The sequence below is a fragment of the Halorhodospira sp. 9628 genome, assembly GCF_022228075.1.
GTDB classification, from domain to species: Bacteria; Pseudomonadota; Gammaproteobacteria; order Nitrococcales; family Halorhodospiraceae; genus Halorhodospira; species Halorhodospira halophila_A.
Window position 1 is genome coordinate 163,221 of record NZ_JAJNRF010000006.1, and the last position, 19,943, is coordinate 183,163.

Sequence of the window (19,943 nt, forward strand, 5' to 3'; positions counted from 1 at the left end):
GTGGGGCACGGTTCGGTTTGATTTTCCAGATTCAGGACTCAGTTATCAGGATAGCGTGGGCCAGTCCCCACAGCCCTGACAACCGGACCAGCCCGAGGTAATCGGGTAACGCCGGTCACGCCCGAAGGCGCGCCGGGTCACCTTCACCCCGGGGGCCGCCTGGCGGCGCTTGTACTCGTTGCGGTAGAGCAGCCGGATGACCCGGCAGAGTTCCGCCTCGTCCAGCCCATCGACACGGATCTCGTGCTCGGCGGCGTCGGCCTCCAGGTACTGGCGCAACACGGCATCGAGGACCGGATACGGCGGCAGGCTGTCACTGTCACGCTGATCGGCGCGCAGCTCGGCGGTGGGCTCGCGCTCGATGATGGCCTGCGGCACGGCGGGCCCGAGGCTGTTGCGGTAGGCGGCCAGGCGGTAGACATCGGTCTTGTAGACGTCCTTGAGCGGGGCAAAACCGCCGCACATGTCGCCGTACAGGGTCGCATACCCCACGGCCAGCTCACTCTTGTTACCGGCTGCCAGCAGCATGAGCCCGAGCTTGTTGGACAGCGCCATCAGGCAGTTGCCGCGGATCCGCGCCTGGATGTTCTCCTCGGTGGCGTCCGCCGGGCGCCCGGCGAAGGCCGGCGCCAGGGCCTGCTCGTATTCGGCGAAGAGCGACTCGATGGGGATGCTCCGGTAGTCCAGTCCGAGCGTCTGCGCTGCCGCGCGAGCGTCTTCCAGGCTGCGCTCGGCGGTGTAGCGGGTGGGCATCATCACCGCCAGCACCTGCTCCCCGCCCAAGGCGTCGGCGGCCACCGCAGCCACCAGGGCCGAGTCGATCCCGCCGGAGAGCCCGAGCACCACGCCGGAGAAGCCGTTGCCACGGACATAGTCGGCGGTGGCCCGGACCAGCGCCTGGTAGATCGCCGGCGGCCCGGTGGTGCGCTCGGCGCATTCGCCGCGCAGCGCCCCGCCCTGCCAGTCGAGGGGGTGGAGCCCGTCGGCAAACGCCGGCGCCCGGGCAGTGACCGCACCGGTATCGTCCAGTGCGAAGGAGCTGCCATCGTAGACGACCTCGTCGTGGCCACCGACCAGGTTGGCGTAGAGCAGCGGGATCCCGGTCTCCGCCACGCGGCAGGCCGCCACCTCCTCGCGCTCGGCCTGCTTGCCGTCGTGGAACGGCGAGGCGTTGATGCTGATCAGCAGCTCGGCGCCGGCGCCGGCGGCCTCGGCGGCCGGTGTGGCCGCCCAGATGTCCTCACAGATGGTGACCCCGATGCGCCGGCCGGCGACCTCGACCAGGCAAGGGGCGTTTCCGGCGCGGAAGTGGCGGTTGTCGTCGAAGACGCTGTAGCTCGGCAGGCAGCGTTTGTAGGCCACTTCGGCCTCGGCGCCGTCGGCGAGGACCACGGCGGCGTTGCGCACCACACCGTGGCGGTGGAGCGGCGTCCCCACCACCGCGGTGATCCCGGTGCACGCCGCAGCGATCCGGCCGAGCGCCCGCTCGACGGCGGCATGGAAGTCGCTGCGCAGCAGCAGGTCGTCGGGCGGGTAGCCGGTCACCGCCAGCTCGGGGAAGACCACCAGATCGGCGCCGAACTCATCCCGCGCCCGGCTGATGGCGTCGATGATGCGCGCGGCATTGGCGTCGATGGCGCCGACGGGGAAGGCCAGCTGGGCGGTGACGATACGCACGGTGCGCCTCAGCCTGCCGTCAGCTGCCGAATGCGTTCGCCGATCTCCGTCGGCGAGCGCACCGTGGCCACGCCGGCGGCCTCGAGGGCCGCGAACTTGTCATTCGCCGTCCCCTTGCCGCCGGAGATGATCGCCCCGGCGTGACCCATGCGCTTACCCGGCGGCGCAGTCACCCCGGCGATGTAGGCGACCACTGGCTTGCTCATGTGGTCACGAATGAACGTCGCCGCCTCCTCCTCGGCGCTGCCGCCGATCTCGCCGACCATGACCACGCCGTCGGTGGCCGGGTCAGCCTCGAACTGCGCCAGGCAGTCGACGAAAGACCACCCCTGGATCGGGTCGCCGCCGATACCGACACAGGTCGACTGCCCCTGCCCGGTGTCCGAGGTCTGCTTGACCGCCTCGTAGGTCAGGGTCCCGGAGCGGGAGACGATGCCGATTCGCCCGGGCAGGTGGATGTGCCCGGGCATGATGCCGATCTTGCACTGGTCCGGGGTGATGATCCCGGGACAGTTGGGCCCGATCAGGGCCACGTCCTCGCCCCGCAGGGCCTCCTTGACGTGCAGCATGTCGAGCACCGGGATGCCCTCGGTGATGCAGGCGATCACCCGGATGCCGGCGTCGGCGGCCTCAAGGATGGCATCGGCGGCGAAGGGCGCCGGGACGTAGATGACCGAGGCGTCGGCGCCGGTCTCGGCCACCGCCTCGCGGACCGTATCGAACAGCGGGCGGTCCAGGTGTGTGCCGCCGCCGCGCCCCGGGGTCACGCCGCCGACCACCTGGGTGCCGTAGGCGATGGCCTGCTCGGCGTGGAAGGTCCCCTGCTTGCCGGTGAACCCCTGGACGAGCACCCGGGTGCTCTGATCGACGAGAATGCTCATGTTCTGCTCCTCTCTTGACCTGGGGATCAGGCCGCGTCACCGGCGATGTCGACGATCTTGGCGGCGGCGTCTGCCAGGTCGTCGGCGGGGATGAGGTCGAGCCCGCTGTCGGCGAGGATCTGCTTGCCCTGCTCGACGTTGGTGCCCTCGAGCCGGACGACCACTGGGACGTCGACCCCGACGTCGTGGACGGCGGCCACGATGCCCTCGGCGATCATGTCGCAACGCACGATCCCGCCGAAGATGTTCACCAGGATCCCCTCCACCGAGGGGCTGGAGAGGATGATCTTGAAGGCCTCGGCCACCCGATCGGCGTTGGTGCCACCGCCGACGTCGAGGAAGTTGGCCGGCGAGCCGCCGTGGAGCTTGATCACGTCCATGGTGGCCATGGCCAGGCCCGCGCCGTTAACCATGCAGCCGATGTTGCCGTCCAGGGTGATGTAGTTGAGGCTGTGCTCGGCGGCCCGGACCTCGGTCTCGTCCTCTTGGGTCAGATCGCGCATGTCCTGAATCTGCGACTGCCGGCCGATCTCCACGGCATTGTCGTCGACGGTCACCTTGGCATCCAGGGCTAGCAGCCGCCCCTCGCCGGTGACGATCAGCGGGTTGATCTCGACCAGCGACAGGTCCCGCTCCAGGAACAGACGGTAGACCCCCTGCATCATCCGCGTCAGCTCCCCCACCTGCGCCTTGTCCAGGCCGAGGGCGAAACCCAGCTGCCGGCACTGGTACGGCTGCAGCCCGGCGGCCGGGTGGACCCGCACGGTGTGGATGCGCTCGGGCTCGCTGGCCGCCACCTCCTCGATGTCCATGCCGCCGGCGGCCGAGGCCATGAAGACCACGCGCTGGCTGGACCGATCGATCAGGGCGCCGAGGTAGAGCTCACGGGCGATCTCCAGCCCCTCCTCGACCAGCAGGGCGTGGATCGGCTGACCGCGATCGTCGGTCTGGTGGGTCACCAGGCGCTCGCCGAGCAGTGAGTCCGCGTAGCGCTCGATCTCGTCGGTCTTCCGGAGCACCCGGACCCCTCCGGCCTTGCCCCGTCCGCCGGCGTGGACCTGGGCCTTGACCACCCAGGCCGAGCCACCGAGGCGCTCGGCGGCGGCGCGGGCCTCGGCGCTGGAGCGCGCCACATACCCGCGGGGGATGGCGATCCCCGCCTCGGTGAAGAGGTGCTTGGCCTGGAACTCGTGCAGATTCATTGAACAGCTCCTCCCATGGGGTCGCGGTCGCCGGGCGGTCGATTATAGTGGTTCAGCGACCCGCGCTTTTCAAAACCGTCCGGCCGTGCCAACTTGGTTGGCCGCGCGCCCGGGCCTCTGCGCCCGAGGGCTCAAGGTAATCACGGAAAAGCACGTGCATGCTAGGCCAGATCCTTCTTGTCATCCTGCTCATCCTCGCCTGGATCGGTGCGCGCAGCCTGCTTCAGAAACGCCTGCGCGATGATGGCGAGGGACAGCGCAACCAGGGCGGCGGCGACGGCGGGCGCACCGAGGAGATGGTGCGCTGCGCCCGATGCGGCGTCTTCCTGCCGCGCTCGACCGCCTATCCCCGCGACGGCGCCTACTACTGCTCGCCGGAGCACCGTCGGCTGGGACGGGATGACCACCCGTCGGCCGGTTCCGGCCGCGACCGGCGGGGGTAGCGCGACGGGCAGGCCGGGGCGGCCTGATCCCCCGGCCCGGCCGGCGAAGGCCGGGCCGGCTCGGGCGGCCCTCACTCGGCACACAGGCCGGTGGCGATCTCCGCCAGGCCGCCTGGATCGCAATCCCACCCCCAGGCGCCCTCATCGTCCTCCTGGCCAGTGAAGGTCACCGACTCGCCGGCCAGCTCGGTGTTGACCCCCTCGTCGGCGAACTGCATGGACACATCCACCGTGTCCCCGCCGGCGGAGACGTCGATGGCATCGACGTAGTCGCCACCATCGGCCCCCACCAGCTCCTCGATGCGTCCGGCGTCCAGCCCGTCGGGGCCCCGCAGATGGACCTCGGAGTCCACCGCCGTACGCACACCGGAGAAGAGGGTCAGGGCCTCGGCGAACTGGGTGCGGGCGATGTAGTTCTGGTACTGCGGGACCGCGATGGCGGCCAGCATGGCGATGATCGCCACCACGATCATCAGCTCGATGAGGGTGAAGGCGGCGCAGAGCCGGCGCCGCTGGATACGCGATTGCATGGCTCACCTCCCTGTGAGTCCGGAAAAAGTGCGTTTGAACGGATCAGTCCGTGCCGCCGGCGGTCAGGCGGCGGATCACGCAGCCCGGGGCCGATGGCCAGGACGCCGCGCAGGTTGTAACGTGCCGGGTGAAACCTCGCCACGACGGGCCCGGAACCATGCGCCGATTCGTGCTCGATACCAGCGTCTTCACCAACCCCGACGTCTACCTGCGCTTCGATGAGGAGCCGATGCAGGCCATCTCGGTCTTCCTCGGGCTCGCCCGGCGCGCCGACGCCGAGTTCTACATGCCGGGGCCGGTCTATCAGGAGCTGTGCAACCTGCGCTCGATGGACATGATCGGCGCCGAGTTCGAGACCGAGGTGCACATCCGCTCGCCCCGGCGTTTCTCGATGACCATCCCCTCGGAAGTGCTCTACGAGTTCATCGAGGAGGTGCGCACGCGCATCCAGCGGGGCCTGCGCATCGCCGAGGAGCACGCCCGGCAGGCCGGCCAAGCGGAATCGCTGCCGCCGGAGCTGATCACCCAGCTGCGCGAGCGCTACCGCGAGGCTATGCGCCGCGGGATCCTCGACTCGCGGGAGGACATCGACGTGGTGCTGCTCGCCTACGAGCTGGACGCCACCCTGGTCTCCGCCGACGAGGGGATGCGCAAGTTCGCCGAGCGGATCGGCATCAAGCTGGTCAATCCGCGCTACCTGCGCGGGGTGATGCAGAACCTCGCCGGCGAGGAGCCCAGTCACACCGCCCCCGACGGCCCCGACCAACCGACCGGGTAAAGCCCGGCGGCCTGGCAGCGGCGAAAGGAGCTATAGCGCCACCCCTCGGGGCGGCCGGCCAGCCCGCGGCGCACCGGCTCCCAGTGGATCTCGTCGAGGGCCTCGCGCCACCGGTCCGGCTCCACCTCCCACCAGTGCACACCGGGCTGCCAAAGCCGCCCGCGGGGCAGCCCCGGCCAGTTGCGCAGGTGGCGGGTGCAGTGGGCCTTGGCCGCCTGCCAGCGGGGCCGCGGGTCCGGGTCATCCCGGGGCAGGCGCCACAGGCCGTGGACGGCGTCGGGCAGGACGACGGCGGCGTCCCAGGTCAGCGGACGGCGCCGGGCCACCTGGCGGAAGGCGGTGCGCAGCCGCTGTACGGCCTCGGGCCGGGCCAGCCACGGGTGGTTGCCGTGCGTGGTCAGGCAGAAGCGGACGCACCGCTCCTGCCGGCTCACCTCCTGGTGCATGCGCGCTCCTCCCTGAACGCGTCGCGCGCCCCTTATCGTGCCAGCACGCCAACGGCTGTCAATCGGCCGGGGCACAGCGGCGCGCGTCGCTGGCAGCCGGCGGCGGCTCGGTTATCATGGCGCCTTTTCCACGGCACCGAGGTTTCACGAGAGATGGTCAGTGAGTCGATCCCGCAGCGCATCGCCCAGGAGCTGGGCGTGGGCAACCGGCAAGTCGAGGCCGCCATCGAGCTGCTCGACGGGGGCGCCACCGTCCCCTTCATTGCCCGCTACCGCAAAGAGGTCACCGGCGGCCTCGACGACAGCCAGCTGCGTTCGCTCGAGGAGCGGCTGACCTACCTGCGGGAGCTCGACGAGCGCAAGGAGACGGTGCTCAAGGCCATCGACGAGCAGGGCAAGCTCACCGACGAGCTGGCCGAGGCGATCCGCGCCGCCGAGACGAAGACCCGCGTCGAGGACCTCTACCGCCCCTACCAGAAGAAGCGCCGCACCAAGGCGCAGATCGCCCGCGAGGCCGGGCTGGAGCCGCTAGCCGACAGCCTTCTGGCCGATCCGTCCCTCGTCCCCGAGGAGGCGGCGGCCCCCTACGTCACCGGCCCCGCCGAGGAGGAGCAGGAGACCCCGGCCGTGGCCGATGTCGACGCTGCCCTCGACGGCGCCCGGCAGATCCTCATGGAGCGCTTCGCCGAGGACGCCGATCTGCTCGAGGAGCTGCGCGACTACGGCTGGCGCAAGGGCTACCTGGTCAGCCGCGTGGCCGCGGGCAAGGAGAAGGACGGCGCCCGCTTCCGGGACTACTTCGAGCACGCCGAACCGCTGCGCAAGATCCCCTCCCACCGCGCCCTGGCCATGCTGCGCGGGCAGAGTGAGGAGATCCTGCGGCTGGAGATCGCCTGGTCCGACGCCGAGGCGCGGGGCGAGAGCGACGAGCCGAGCGTCGGCGAGGCCGCCATCGCCCGGCGTTTCGGCATCGCCGACCGGGGTCGGCCGGCCGACGCCTGGCTGGCGCGCACCGTGCGCCTGGCCTGGCGGGCGAAGCTCTCCACCCACCTGGACCTGGCGCTCAAGCGCCAGCTGCGCGAGCAGTCCGAGGAGGAGGCGATCCGCGTCTTCGGCGCCAACTTGGAGGACCTGCTGCTGGCCGCACCGGCGGGCCCGCGCCCGACCATCGGCCTCGACCCGGGACTGCGCACCGGGGTCAAGGTAGCGGTCATCGACGCCACCGGCGCCGTGGTCGAAACCGCCACCATCCACCCCTTCACCAGCCGCAACAAGGACCCCGAGGGCTCGCTGAAGACCCTGGCCGAACTCGCCCGCAAGCACCAGGTGGGGCTGGTGGCCATCGGCAACGGCACCGCCTCCCGCGAGACCGACGCCCTGGTCGGCGAGCTGATCAAGCGCCACCCGGAGCTGGGCCTGCACAAGGTGGTGGTCTCCGAGGCCGGCGCCTCGGTCTACTCCGCCTCGGAGAACGCCTCGCGGGAACTGCCGGATCTGGACGTCTCGCTGCGCGGCGCGGTCTCCATCGCCCGGCGCCTGCAGGACCCCCTGGCCGAGCTGGTGAAGATCGAGCCCAAGTCCATCGGCGTCGGCCAGTACCAGCACGACGTCAACCAGAGCCACCTCGGGCGCAAGCTCGATGCGGTGGTCGAGGACTGCGTCAACGCCGTCGGCGTAGACGCCAATACCGCTTCGGCGCCGCTGCTCGCCCGCGTCTCCGGCCTGGGTCCGGGCCTGGCCGAGAAGATCGTCCAGCACCGCTTCGACAACGGCCGCTTCCGCACCCGCAAGGACCTGCAGGAGGTGCCCCGGCTCGGTCCGAAGGCTTTCGAGCAGGCCGCCGGCTTCCTGCGCATCCCCCAGGGGGACAACCCGCTGGACGCCTCCGCCGTCCACCCCGAGGCCTACCCGGTGGTGGAGCGGATCTGCGCGGAGACGGGCCGCAGCGTGGGCGAGCTGATCGGCGATGAGGGCTTTCTAACCACCCTGGATCCGAAGGCGTACACCGATGAGCGCTTCGGCGAGCCGACGGTCCGCGACATCCTCGGCGAGCTGGCCAAGCCGGGCCGCGACCCGCGCCCGGAGTTCCGCACCGCGGCGTTCCGCGAGGGGGTGGAGAAGATCGACGACCTGGAGCCGGGGATGGTGCTCGAGGGCACGGTGACCAACGTCGCCAACTTCGGCGCCTTCGTGGATATCGGCGTCCACCAGGACGGGCTGGTGCACATCTCCGCCCTCGCCCACGAGTTCGTCCGCGACCCGCGCGACAAGGTCCGCACCGGCGACGTCGTTCAGGTGAAGGTCATGGAAGTGGACCTGGAGCGCCAGCGCATCGGCCTGTCCATGCGCCTCGACGACGACCCCAACGCCGAGCGGGCCGACGGCGGGGGTAAGGACGCCGCAAGCAAAGGCACCGGCGGCGGCAAGGGCGCCCCGGGCGGCAAGAGCAAGGGCGCCGGCCAGGGCGCCGGGCGTGGCGCGAAGAAGGGCCGCAAGACCGAGAAGCCCGAGCCAGCCGCCAACACCGCGCTGGCCGAGGCCTTCCGCAAGGCGCGTTCCTGAACCCTCCGAGGCTTGCCGGGCCGGCCGCCTGAGGCCGGGCCCGGCAGCGCCGGGAAAGCACCGCTTAGGCGGTACCCGCCCCCCGCTCGGCGAGGAAGGCCCGCAGGGCCTGTCCGGTGGGCGTCTCCATTGCCGCCACCGCCTCCGGCGTGCCCGCCCCGACGATACGACCGCCGGCGTCCCCTCCCTCCGGGCCCAGGTCGATGACGTGGTCCGCCTCGGCGATCACATCCAGGTTGTGCTCGATGACCACCACCGTGTGGCCGGCATCAACCAGGGCGTGGAAGACATCCGTGAGCCGCTGCACATCGGCGATGTGCAGGCCCACGGTGGGCTCGTCGAGCAGGTAGAGCGTCGGCGCCGCCTGCTTGCCCCGCGCCGGGCCGCCATCCACCGGGCGGGCCTTGGCCAGCTCGGTGACCAGCTTCAGGCGCTGCGCCTCGCCGCCGGAGAGCGTCGGGCTCGGCTGCCCCAGGCTCAGGTAACCCAGGCCCACATCGCAGAGCAGACGCAGGACGTGGTGGATGCGCGGATGGGCGCTGAAGAACCCCGCTGCCTCCTCGATGCTCAGCGCCAGCACCTGGTCGATGCTGTGGCCGGCGTAGCGGACCTGGCGCGTCTCCTCGTCGAACCGGGTACCGCCGCACGCCTCGCAGGGGACCTTCACGTCGGGCAGGAAGCTCATCTCCACGGTCTTTACGCCCTGACCACTGCACGCCTCACAGCGCCCCCCCTTGGTGTTGAAAGAGAAGCGCGCCGCGTTCCAGCCGCGCAGCCGGGCCTCTTCCGTGCCGGCAAAGAGCCGGCGGATGGGATCCCAGATCCCCACGTAGGTCGCCGGGCAGGAGCGGGGGGTACGGCCGATGGGGGTCTGATCCACCTCCAGGACCCGGCGCAGGTGCTCGGTGCCGGCCAGCGCCTGACAGCCGGTGGGTTCCGGGAGGGCCGCGCCGCGCTTACGGGCGAGCTGGGCACGGACGCTGGGCTCGATCACCTCGCGGACCAGGCTCGATTTGCCGGAGCCCGAGACGCCGGTGACCCCGATCAGGCGACCAAGCGGCAGCGCCACATCCACCCGCTGCAGGTTGTGGCGGTGGGCGCCGGTGACCGTCAGCTGCCCCGCCACCTCCTGGCTGCGGCGCTCCCGCGTGGGATGGCGCGGCGGTTCGGCGAGGACCCGGCCGGTCAGCGACTCGGTGTTGCCGGTCAGGGCCGCCAGGTCCCCCTCGGCGACCACACGCCCGCCGTGGCGGCCGGCACCGGGGCCGAGGTCGATCAGGTGCCCGGCGGCGCGGATGGTCTCCTCGTCGTGCTCGACCACCACCACGGTGTTGCCGGCCTCGGCCAGCTCGCGCAGGGCGCCGAGGAGCATGGCGTTGTCGCGGGCGTGCAGGCCGATGGTCGGCTCATCGAGCACGTAACAGACACCCTGCAGGCCGGCACCCAGGCTCGCCGCCAGGCGGATGCGCTGCGCCTCGCCGCCGGAGAGGGTCGGCGCGGCGCGATCCAGCGACAGGTAGCCGAGCCCGACCCGCTCCAGGAAGGCCAGCCGCGCGCCGATCTCGGCGATGACGTCTGCGCCGATGGCGGTCTCGCGCTCGTCGAGGGTCAGCGCCTCGAGCCAGGGCCGGAGCTCGGCCACGGAGTCCGCGGTCACCTCGGTGATGCTCCGGCCGTGGAAGCGCACGGCCCGGGCCACGGGGTTCAGCCGCCCGCCCTGGCAGGCCGGACAGACCCGGGCTGCGTCAAGCTCCGCCTCTTCGGCCTCGTCCGGGTCGCGGACCAGCAGCCCGGTGCCGTGGCAGCCGCTGCACCAGCCGTGGCGGGCGTTGAACGAGAACAGCCGCGGATCCGGCTCGGCGAAGCCCTGCCCGCAGGCCGGGCAGGCCCGGCGCGTGGACCAGACCCGCTCGGCGTCGGCGCCGCTGCCGTCCAACGGGGCGATGCGCACGGTCCCGTTGCCGTGATCCAGGGCCTCCTCGAGGCGCTCGCGAAGATCCGCCTCGGCATCGGCCCGGATCTCGATGCTGCCCAGGGGCAGATCGATGTCGTGCTCCCGGTAGCGGTCCAGCCGCGGCCACTGCGCCGTGGGCTGGAGTTCACCGTCCACACGCAACTGCTCGTATCCGCGGCCGGCCGCCCAGGCCGCCAATTCCTTGTAGATCCCCTTGCGCGCGACCACCAGGGGGGCGTAGAAGGCCATCCGCTGCCCACGGTGTTCGCGCAGCAACCGCGCGGCGATGCCCTCCGGCGTCTGCGCCTCGATGGCGACCTGGCACTCCGGGCAGTACTGCACGCCGAGACGCAGGTAGAGCAGGCGCAGGTAGTGGTAGATCTCGGTGAGTGTCGCCACCGTGGAGCGGTATCCGCCTCGGCTGGTGCGCTGCTCGATGGCCACCGCCGGCGGGATGCCGGTCACCGCGCCGACGTCCGGACGCGAGGCCGGCTGCACCAGCTGTCGGGCGTAGGCGTTGAGCGACTCCAGGTAACGGCGCTGGCCCTCGGCGAAGAGGATATCGAAGGCCAGGGTCGACTTCCCGGAGCCGGACACCCCGGTGACCACGGTCAATCGATCCCGGGGGATGGCCACGTCGATGTTGCGCAGGTTGTGCTCGCGGGCCTGGTGCACCTCGATCGCGGCCGGAGCGTCCACGGCATACGGCGCTGCCGCCTCGGCCACGGCCGGGGGCGCCAGGGGCCCCGCGTCCTCCTCCAGACCGGTGCCGTAGTCGGCCAGGGCACGCCCGGTCGCCGTGGCGGAGGCCGCCAGCTGCACCGGCGTACCACTGGCCAGCAGCCGGCCGCCGCCCTCACCGCCCTCCGGGCCGAGGTCGAGGATCCAGTCGGCGTTGGCGATCAGATCCAGGTTGTGCTCGATGACCAACAGGCTGTAGCCAGCGTCCACCAACCGCTGGAAGGCGTCGAGGAGGACTTGGCAGTCGCTGAAGTGCAGCCCGGTGGTGGGCTCGTCGAAGATCAGCAAGGTGCCGGTGCCCGGCTCGGCCCCCTTACCCCGCCCCTTGCCGCGCTCGGCCAGGTGCCCGGCGAGCTTGAGGCGCTGCGCCTCGCCGCCGGAGAGGGTGGGCACCGGCTGGCCCAGGCGCAGGTAGCCCAGGCCCACGGCGCGCAACGGCTCCAGGCGGCGCACCACCTCGCGGCTGTCGGCAAAGAACGCCACCGCCTCGTCGGCGGTCATCTGCAATACGTCGTGGATGGAGGCACGTCGCCCCTCAGTCCCCTCCACCTGGACCTCCAGCACCTCGGCGCGAAAACGCCGACCGTCGCAGTCGGGACAGGCCAGGTAGACGTCGGAGAGGAACTGCATCTCCACGTGCTCGAAGCCGGAGCCCTTGCAGGTGGGGCAACGGCCGTTGCCGGCGTTGAAGCTGAAGGCGCCGGCGGTGTAGCCCCGCTCCTGGGCCAGGGGCGCCGCGGCGAAGCGTTTGCGGATCGGGTCGAGGGCGCCGGTGTAACTCACCGGGCAGGAGCGCGCGCTCTTGCCGATGGGCGACTGGTCCACCAGGGAGACCTCGGTGATCGCCTCGGCCCCATCGATGGCATCGTGCTCGCCCGGCGCCTCGACGGCCTCGCCCTGCTGGCGCAACAGCCCCCGGTAGAGGACATCCTGGGCCAGGGTCGACTTGCCCGAGCCGGAGACCCCGGTCAGGCAGACCAGACCGCCCAGCGGGATGGCCACGTCGATCCCCTGCAGGTTATGGGCACGGGCGCCGCGAATGGTCAGCGCGGGGCCGTCTGCAGCTGCGGCCGGGCGGGGGGACGGCGAGGACGCGCTACGCTTCTCCGCCGCGCCGCCGGGCCCGGCCGAGCGCGCGTCCCTGCGCGCACGGCCGGCGCCCGCATCCATGCGGGCGCCCTCCGGGGCTGATCCGTCGGCGCGGCGCGCTCCGCGCATGTCCTCTTCGCCCCCCCAACCGGCCGCATCACCATCCCGCCCCCGAGCGACCCGCCGGCGGCCGGTCAGGTAGTCCGCCGTGGCCGAATCCGCCGCATAGAGCTCCGCCGGGGCACCGTTGAAGACCACCTGACCGCCCCGCTCGCCGGGCCCCGGGCCCATATCGATGATCCGGTCGGCGGCCGCCATCACCTGCGGGTCGTGCTCGACGACCAGCAGCGAGTTGCCCGCATCGCGCAGGCGCTGCAGGATCCCCACCAGCCGCTCCACATCCCGGGGATGCAGGCCGATGGACGGCTCGTCGAGGACGAAGAGCGTGTTGACCAGCGAAGTGCCCAGCGCCGTGGTCAGGTTGATCCGCTGCACCTCGCCGCCGGAGAGGGTGCGCGACTGCCGGTCCAGGGTCAGGTAACCGAGGCCCACCTCGTTGAGGTAGCCGACCCGGCTGCGGATCTCGTCGAGGACCGTAGCCGCCGCCTCGTCCAGCGGCGGCGGCAGCTCCAGCTCCTCGAAGAAGCGCTGCAGGCGGGCCAGGGGCAGGGTCGCCAGATCGTGCAGGGTCAGCCCCGGCAGCCCGGCCAGCAGCGCATCACCCATCGCCAGGTGGCGGGGCCGGAAGCGCTCCTCCGGGGCGAGGACGGCGTCGGCGTCGGCCTGTCCGCCGAGCCGGAAGTCCAGGGCCTCCGGGACCAAGCGCGCACCCCGGCAGTCCGGACAGGTGCGGTAGGTGCGGTAGCGCGAGAGCTGCACGCGCACGTGCATCTTGTAGCTCTTGCGCTCGAGGTAGTCGAAGTAGCCGCGCACGCCGTACCACTTGCCGGAACGGCCCCAGCGATCCTCGCCGTCCCAGACCCACTGCCGGTCCGCCGCATCCAACTCCCGCCAAGGCACATCCTCGGCGACCCCGCGCCGGCGGGCGGCGCGCAGCAGGTCCCGCTGGCACTCCACCGAGGCACCGCCGCGGAACGGTTTGATCGCGCCCCCGGCCAGGCTCAGACCCGGATCCGGGATGACCAGGTCGGGGTCGATCTCCATGTTGCGGCCGAACCCACGGCAGGTGTCACACGCGCCGACCGGGGAGTTGAAGGAGAAGAGCTCTGAGGTCGGCCGCGGGTAGTCGCGGTCGCACCCGGCGCAGTGGAAGGTGGCGGAGTAGCGCCGCGGCTCGCCCGCCGGCTCACGGTCCTCGCCCAGGGCCCGGACCTGGCAGCGACCCCGCCCTTTGTCGAGGGCCGTCTCCACCGCCTCGATCAGCCGCCCCCGGCGCGCCCCGTCGAGGCGCAACCGGTCCTGAACCACCTCGACACCACCCTCACGCTCATAGATGCGCGTGTATCCCTGGCTGGAGAGCATCTGTCGCAGCTCTTCCCGATCGAGCTTGGCAGGCACGGCCACGAAGAAGGTCACCGCCACTCGGGTGCCTGCCGGCCACGGCGCCGTGTCGTCGCCGGCGAGGAGCTCGTCGGCGATGGACTGCGGCGTATCCGGCCGCACCGGGCGGCCGCAGCCGCTGCAGTAGGGCTGCGCCGCGCGGGCGAAGAGCAGCTTCAGGTGGTCGGCGAGCTCCGTCATCGTGCCCACGGTGGAGCGCGAGGTGCGCACCGGATTGACCTGATCGATGGCGATCGCCGGCGGGACGCCGTCGATACGCTCGACCTGTGGCCGGTCCATGCGCTCGAGGAATTGCCGGGCGTAGGCCGAGAAGGTCTCCACGTAGCGCCGCTGCCCCTCGGCGTAGACGGTGTCGAAGGCGAGCGACGACTTCCCGGAGCCGGAGACCCCGGTGACGACGATCAGCTCGCCGGCCGGGAGGTCGAGATCGAGGCCCTGCAGGTTGTGCTGGCGGGCGCCGCGGATACGGATCGGTTCGCGCACGGTCATGCTTCCGGAGACAAGACGGCGCCGACAGCCCGGAGGCTGCCGACGCCGGCACGGTTCACGGGATGTCGTTCAGGCGGCGGGATCAGGCGTACTTGGCCTTCGCCTCCTGCCGACGGCGGTGGAGCACCGGCTCAGTATAGCCGGAGGGCTGCTCCCGCCCCTTGAAGACCAGGTCGCAGGCCGCCTGGAAGGCGACGCTGGCGTCGAAGTCCTCGGCCATGGGCCGGTAGTTCGGGTCGCCGGCGTTCTGCTCGTCCACGACCCGGGCCATGCGCTGGAGGCTATCCATGACCTGATCCTCGCTGACCACGCCGTGGTAGAGCCAGTTGGCCACGTGCTGGCTGGAGATGCGCAGGGTGGCGCGGTCCTCCATCAGGCCGACATTGTTGATGTCCGGCACCTTGGAGCACCCGATGCCCTGGTCGATCCAGCGCACCACATAGCCGAGGATGCCCTGGCAGTTGTTATCCACCTCCTGCTGGATCTCCTCCTCGCTCCAGTCGGTGCTCGGCGCCAGCGGCACGGTGAGGATCCGGTTCAGGTCCGAACGCCAGCCGGCGCGGGCAATCTCGGCCTGGACGCCGGCGACGTCCACCTCGTGGTAGTGCACGGCGTGCAGGGTCGCCGCCGTCGGCGACGGCACCCAGGCGCAGTTGGCACCCGCCTTGGGGTGGCCCGCCTTGGTGTCGAACATCTCGCGCATCTTATCCGGCTTGGGCCACATGCCCTTGCCGATCTGCGCCCGGCCCTTGAACCCGGCGGCCAGGCCGACATCGACGTTCCAGTCCTCATAGGTGGTCATGAAGGATGCCCCCTTCATGTCCGCCTTGCGGATCACGGCGCCGGCCTCCATGGCGGTGTGGATCTCGTCGCCGGTGCGGTCGAGGAAGCCGGTGTTGATGAAGATCACCCGGTCCCGGGCCTGCTTGATGCAGGCGCGCAGGTTGACCGTGGTCCGCCGCTCCTCGTCCATGATGCCGACCTTGAGGGTGGCACGCTCCAGGCCCAGGGCGTCCTCGACGCGCTCGAACAGGTTCACCGTCAGGGCCACTTCCTCGGGACCGTGCATCTTCGGCTTGACGATGTAGACGCTGCCGGTCTTCGAGTTGCGCACTTGGCCCAGGCCCTTGAGATCGTGGACCGCGCAGAGGACGGTCATCATGGCGTCCAGCATGCCCTCGGGGATCTCGTTGCCGTCGCCGTCGAGCACCGCCGGCGTGGTCATCAAGTGGCCGACGTTACGCACCAGCATCAGCGAGCGCCCCGGCAGGGTCAGGGAGCCGCCGTCCGGCGTGGTGTAGGTGCGGTCGGCGTTGAGCCGCCGGGTGAAGGCCTCCCCGCCCTTGCTGACCGAGGTCTCGAGATCGCCCTTCATCAGGCCCAGCCAGTTGCGGTAGACACGGACCTTGTCCTCGGCATCCACCGCGGCCACGGAGTCCTCGCAATCCTGAATGGCGGTTAGCGCCGACTCCATGACCACGTCCTTGACGCCGGCCGGGTGATCCTTGCCCACCGGATCGTTGGGGTCGATGACGATCTCGGCATGCAGGCCGTTGTGACGCAGCAGGATGGTCGCCGGCCGCTGCGGCTCACCGGTGAAGCCGACAAGGCGGGTGGGATCGGCCAGCTCCGTCTCGCTGCCGTCGGCCAGGGTGATCAGCAGCTGGCGCGGGCTCGCCTCGCTCAGGCGGTAGACGGTGACATCGGCGTGCAGGCCGTGGGCCAGCGGGGCCACCTCATCGAGGGTTTCGGCGGCCAGCTCCATGACGCGCTTGCCACGGGCCGGGTTGTACGTCTTCCCTTTGGCCAGGCCGTCACTCTCGGGGATCATGTCGGTGCCGTAGAGGGCATCGAACAGGCTGCCCCAGCGTGCGTTGGCCGCGTTGAGTGCGAATCGCGCGTTATCCACCGGCACCACCAGCTGCGGCCCGGCCACCGTGGCGACCTCCGGGTCGACCCCGGTGGTGGTGATCTCGAACTCCTCCGTCTCGGGTTCCAGGTAGCCGATCTGCTCGAGGAAGGCCTTGTGATCGACCACGGAGAATTGGCCGCGGTGCTCGCGGTGCCACTCGTCGATCTGCCGCTGCAGGGTCTCGCGCTTCTCCAGCAGCTCACGGTTGCGCGGACTCAGATCGCGGACGATGCCGCCGAGCTCGTCCCAGACGGTGTCGGCGTCGATGCCGGTCCCAGGCACCATCTCGTTGGCCACCAGGTCGTAGAGCTCACGCGCCACCTGCAGGCCACCGACTTGAACCCGTTCGCTCATGGAAGTCTCCCTATTCAGCTTCGCGATCCGCGGATAAGCCGCGATAGTAACGCATCCCAGTGAGGCTGATCACCCGCTCACCGACGCCCCGTTCAGTTCTGCAGCTCGGCCTCCAGCTCGTCGTAGAACGCGCGGACCAGCCGGGCGTTGCCGCCGACGTCCGCCTCGCCGCCGCGGGTGGCGGCGCGCACGTCGACGCGACGGTGATCACCGGTGTCCTCGACGCGGACGACGATATCGTGGATGACACCCATCCAATAGCTGCGCGCGGTGGCCTCCAGCCCGCCCTGCATGTCGGTTCGCGCCACGGTCCACTCCAGCCCCAGCGCCGCGCTCTCTGCGGCGCTGAGGATGGCCGAGACATCCTGCGGGTAAGTGCGCGCCTCGAGATCCGGGTGCGCCTCCGCCTGGCGTTCGGCCAGTTCTCCGCCAGGGTAGGCTCGATCGCCGCCGGCCTGCTCTCGGGCCTGGGCGAGGGCCCGATACGAGGGCGGGTCATCGGTGTCGGTGGCCAGATCGTGAAGGTTGGGACCGAGGACGGCGGCGTAGACCTTGGGCCCGGCGACCACCGCGACCCCTAGCCCCAGGGCCAGGCCGGCCAGGGCCCGGCCGCGACCGCGCTTGCCGTGCAGACCGAAGGTGGAGGCGAAACCGACACCGGCGGGGACAAGGGCGAGCACACCGGCAGCGAAGCCGGCGGCGATCATCGCCAGGGCCAGGTCGAGTTCGACGAGCTGGATGCGGTAGAGGGGGCCGGCCAGCGCGGCCGCCGCGGCCCCGCAGGCTGCAAGCAGGACGGATGCCGTCGCCAGCCGGGATACAGGCGCCTGGAACATGGGTTTTCCTCCCGGGTTTCCAGCCGATTATGCGGCCGGAAACGGCCAGGACAAAACGCAGCCAGGCGCCGCGGCGGGGGGGTGCCCGACGGGGCGCCCCCGCCAGAGCGGCGAGCCGGATTACTGCAGACGCCCGGAGAGCACCGTCTCGACGCGGCTGCGCTTGAGCGGGCGGAGGTTGCGTACGACCTCGTCGCGGCACTCCGGATCCAGGCGCTCAAGCACGCGGGCCAGCGTATTGAACGGCAGACGGTTGGCCAGGCGGGCGGCCGGGCCTCGGTCCATGTGCTCGAGCACGCTCGCCTGCGCAGCGGGGCGCATCTCCAGGAAGGTGGCCAGGCTCTCCCCGTCCGGCATGGCGCGCAGCGCCGCCGGGCGCTCGGCCGGGGCCATCTGTGCGATGCGCCGTGCCGCGGCGGCGGGCAGGCGGTCTGCATACTCGGCGCGAGCCGGTGCGCCGAGGCCATGGTCTTGATGCTCGGTGGTGATGGTCATCTCTGCCTCCTGAGTGTTCGGGTGCCCGACCCGCGGCACCGGAGACAGAGAGACGGCAGAGACTCCGTCAGTCGGCCGGCACCCCGGGACGGGCGTTGGTTCGCGGTACGACGTCGTTGCTTGGCGTACTGCCGTTACCGTCCGGCATGACGGCCTCCTCGTGTGGCTGACACGTGACGTGGAATCTAGGCGGCGACCCGCCCGCTGTCAAGCGTTGCGGCGCGCCGGCAGGCCATCTTGACCCCCTATGCTGCGGCGGCTACTATCCGCGGTTTAACATGCTCAAGAACGCGGCTGAACGTCGCAGAGGGTCACCATGAAGAAAGACATCCATCCCGAGTACCGCGAAGTCGTTTTCCAGGACATCTCGACGGACTTTTCCTTCCTGACCCGCTCCACGGTCCAGACCGACGAGACCATCACCTGGCAGGACGGCAACGAGTACCCGCTGGTCAAGATCGAGGTCTCCAGCCGGAGCCATCCGTTCTTCACCGGCAAGCAGCGTGTGGTCCATTCTGGTGGGCAGGTCGACCGCTTCCGCAAGCGCTTCGGCATGACCCGGGGCAGCTCCAGCCAGTAACCCCCGGACTGCGCCGAGCGCGGTTATCCAGGGCAGCAGCGGAGGGGCATCATGACGTCGAAAACCGTCACCGTCACCGACAACACCACCGGCCACAGTGTCGAGATGCCCATCCGCGAGGGAACGCACGGGCCGGCCGTCGTCGATATCCAGAACCTGTACAAAGAGTTTGGATACTTCACCTACGATGCCGGCTTCACCTCGACGGCGAGCTGTCGCAGCGACATCACGTTCATCGACGGCGAGAACGGGGTGCTCCTCTACCGCGGCTACCCCATTGAGGATCTGGCCGAGAACAGCAACTTCCTCGAGGTCTCCTACCTGCTGCTCCACGGTGAGCTGCCCACCAAGGATGAGCTGGACCAGTTCAACCGGGCGGTGACCGAGCACGCCATGATCAACGAGTCGTTGAAGGACTTCTTCGACGGCTTCCACTACAACGCGCACCCCATGGCCATGCTCACCGGCGTGGTGGCATCGCTGTCGGCCTTCTACCACGACGCCATCAAGCTCGGGGACCCGCGCAACCGGATGCTCACCTGCCACCGCGTGCTGGCCAAGATGCCCACCATCGCCGCCGCGGCCTACAAGCACATGGCGGGCGAGCCCTTCGTCTACCCGCTCAACCGGCTCTACTACACCGAGAACCTGCTCAACATGCTGTTCTCGCGCCCCACGGAGCCGTACGAGATCAATCCGATCCACGCGCGGGCGCTGGATCAGCTGCTGATCCTCCACGCTGATCACGAGCAGAACGCGTCGACCTCCACGGTCCGCCTGGCCAGTTCCACCGGCACCAACCCGTTCGCCTCCATCGCCTGCGGCTGCGCCGCCCTGTGGGGCCCCGCCCACGGTGGCGCCAACGAGGCGGTGCTGAACATGCTCCACGAGATCGGCGACATCAGCCAGGTGCCGAAGTACATCGAAAAGGCCAAGGACAAGGATGACCCGTTCCGCCTGATGGGCTTCGGGCACCGGGTCTACAAGAATTTCGACCCGCGGGCGCGGATCATCCGCAAGACCTGCCACGAGGTCCTCAACGACCTGGGCATCGAGAACGACCCGCAGCTCGAGCTGGCTATGGAGCTTGAGGAGCGGGCACTGCAGGACGACTACTTCGTCGAGCGCAAGCTCTACCCGAACGTGGATTTCTACTCGGGCATCATCTATCGGGCTCTGAGCATCCCCACCGACTTCTTTACGGTGATGTTCGCCCTCGGCCGGACGCCGGGCTGGCTGGCCCAGTGGAACGAGATGGTCGCTGATCCGGAGCAGCGCATCGGGCGACCGCGACAGCTCTACACCGGCGCAGCGCGGCGAGATTACGTCCCCATCGATCAGCGCCGGAAGGATTGAGCTCGACCCCCGTTGCCCCGCCACCGGCGGCAACGGGCGGCCCCCCGCCCCCGTACTCCTCGCCCCCCCCCGCCGCGCGCCGCGCGGGCCCCGGCG

Annotated in this window: 14 protein-coding genes; 5 read left to right on the forward strand and 9 right to left on the reverse strand. The window is 70.5% G+C overall.

The genetic code is table 11. The features are described 5' to 3' along the window. Nucleotides 1–45: 45 nt before the first annotated feature. From LRG10_RS08245 to sucC, 3 genes are read right to left on the reverse strand one after another with little or no spacing between them, the layout of a single operon-like run. Nucleotides 46–1,677 carry an NAD+ synthase gene (locus LRG10_RS08245; RefSeq protein WP_238635118.1) on the reverse strand — a complete coding sequence of 544 codons (1,632 nt, stop codon included), beginning with the start codon at nt 1,675–1,677 and terminating at the stop codon, nt 46–48. A gap of 8 nt (nt 1,678–1,685) precedes the next feature. Continuing rightward, complete coding sequence (sucD, locus tag LRG10_RS08250; protein WP_238635119.1) at nt 1,686–2,558, reverse strand: succinate--CoA ligase subunit alpha; 873 nt, start codon at nt 2,556–2,558, stop codon at nt 1,686–1,688. 26 nt (nt 2,559–2,584) lie between these two features. After that, the gene (gene sucC, locus LRG10_RS08255; RefSeq protein ID WP_238633710.1) at nt 2,585–3,760 is read right to left on the reverse strand and encodes an ADP-forming succinate--CoA ligase subunit beta; all 1,176 of its coding nucleotides are present in this window, start codon (nt 3,758–3,760) and stop codon (nt 2,585–2,587) included. Between the two features lie 158 nt (nt 3,761–3,918). Here sucC and LRG10_RS08260 point away from each other — a divergent pair, with 158 nt between their 5' ends. Further along, the gene (locus tag LRG10_RS08260; RefSeq protein WP_201173091.1) at nt 3,919–4,203 is read left to right on the forward strand and encodes a PP0621 family protein; all 285 of its coding nucleotides are present in this window, start codon (nt 3,919–3,921) and stop codon (nt 4,201–4,203) included. Between the two features lie 71 nt (nt 4,204–4,274). On the opposite strand, the gene LRG10_RS08265 is transcribed toward LRG10_RS08260, so the two are convergent. Further along, nucleotides 4,275–4,733: a pilin gene (locus tag LRG10_RS08265; RefSeq protein ID WP_274519760.1), complete on the reverse strand. Its 459-nt coding sequence runs from the start codon at nt 4,731–4,733 to the stop codon at nt 4,275–4,277. Between the two features lie 158 nt (nt 4,734–4,891). On the opposite strand from LRG10_RS08265, the gene LRG10_RS08275 reads away from it, so the two are divergent. Then, entirely contained in the window at nt 4,892–5,512 is a 621-nt protein-coding gene (locus LRG10_RS08275) for an RNA ligase partner protein (protein WP_201173096.1), read from the forward strand. Here the strand turns inward: LRG10_RS08275 and LRG10_RS08280 are convergent. Continuing rightward, the gene (locus LRG10_RS08280) at nt 5,473–5,958 is read right to left on the reverse strand and encodes a transposase (protein ID WP_201173099.1); all 486 of its coding nucleotides are present in this window, start codon (nt 5,956–5,958) and stop codon (nt 5,473–5,475) included. The two genes, LRG10_RS08275 and LRG10_RS08280, sit on opposite strands and share 40 nt — an antisense overlap. Before the next feature lie 153 nt (nt 5,959–6,111). Here LRG10_RS08280 and LRG10_RS08285 point away from each other — a divergent pair, with 153 nt between their 5' ends. Further along, nucleotides 6,112–8,520 (forward strand): Tex family protein, encoded by a 2,409-nt coding sequence (locus LRG10_RS08285; protein WP_238635120.1) that lies wholly within the window; start codon nt 6,112–6,114, stop codon nt 8,518–8,520. A gap of 64 nt (nt 8,521–8,584) precedes the next feature. Here LRG10_RS08285 and LRG10_RS08290 read toward each other — a convergent pair whose 3' ends face one another. The 4 genes from LRG10_RS08290 to LRG10_RS08305 form a co-directional block, all read right to left on the reverse strand. Continuing rightward, complete coding sequence (locus LRG10_RS08290) at nt 8,585–14,308, reverse strand: excinuclease ABC subunit UvrA (RefSeq protein ID WP_370645252.1); 5,724 nt, start codon at nt 14,306–14,308, stop codon at nt 8,585–8,587. Nucleotides 14,309–14,396: 88 nt separating this feature from the next. Then, nucleotides 14,397–16,580, reverse strand: coding sequence for a malate synthase G (locus LRG10_RS08295; protein ID WP_238635122.1), 2,184 nt, complete (start codon nt 16,578–16,580; stop codon nt 14,397–14,399). A gap of 92 nt (nt 16,581–16,672) precedes the next feature. Further along, nucleotides 16,673–17,416, reverse strand: coding sequence for a DUF1499 domain-containing protein (locus tag LRG10_RS08300; protein ID WP_238635123.1), 744 nt, complete (start codon nt 17,414–17,416; stop codon nt 16,673–16,675). Between the two features lie 120 nt (nt 17,417–17,536). Then, entirely contained in the window at nt 17,537–17,911 is a 375-nt protein-coding gene (locus LRG10_RS08305; RefSeq protein ID WP_201173112.1) for a magnesium transporter MgtE N-terminal domain-containing protein, read from the reverse strand. Between the two features lie 316 nt (nt 17,912–18,227). Here LRG10_RS08305 and LRG10_RS08310 point away from each other — a divergent pair, with 316 nt between their 5' ends. Continuing rightward, nucleotides 18,228–18,491 carry a type B 50S ribosomal protein L31 gene (locus LRG10_RS08310; protein ID WP_201243097.1) on the forward strand — a complete coding sequence of 88 codons (264 nt, stop codon included), beginning with the start codon at nt 18,228–18,230 and terminating at the stop codon, nt 18,489–18,491. Between the two features lie 51 nt (nt 18,492–18,542). After that, entirely contained in the window at nt 18,543–19,847 is a 1,305-nt protein-coding gene (locus LRG10_RS08315) for a citrate synthase (protein ID WP_201173135.1), read from the forward strand. The last annotated feature ends 96 nt before the right edge of the window (nt 19,848–19,943 follow it).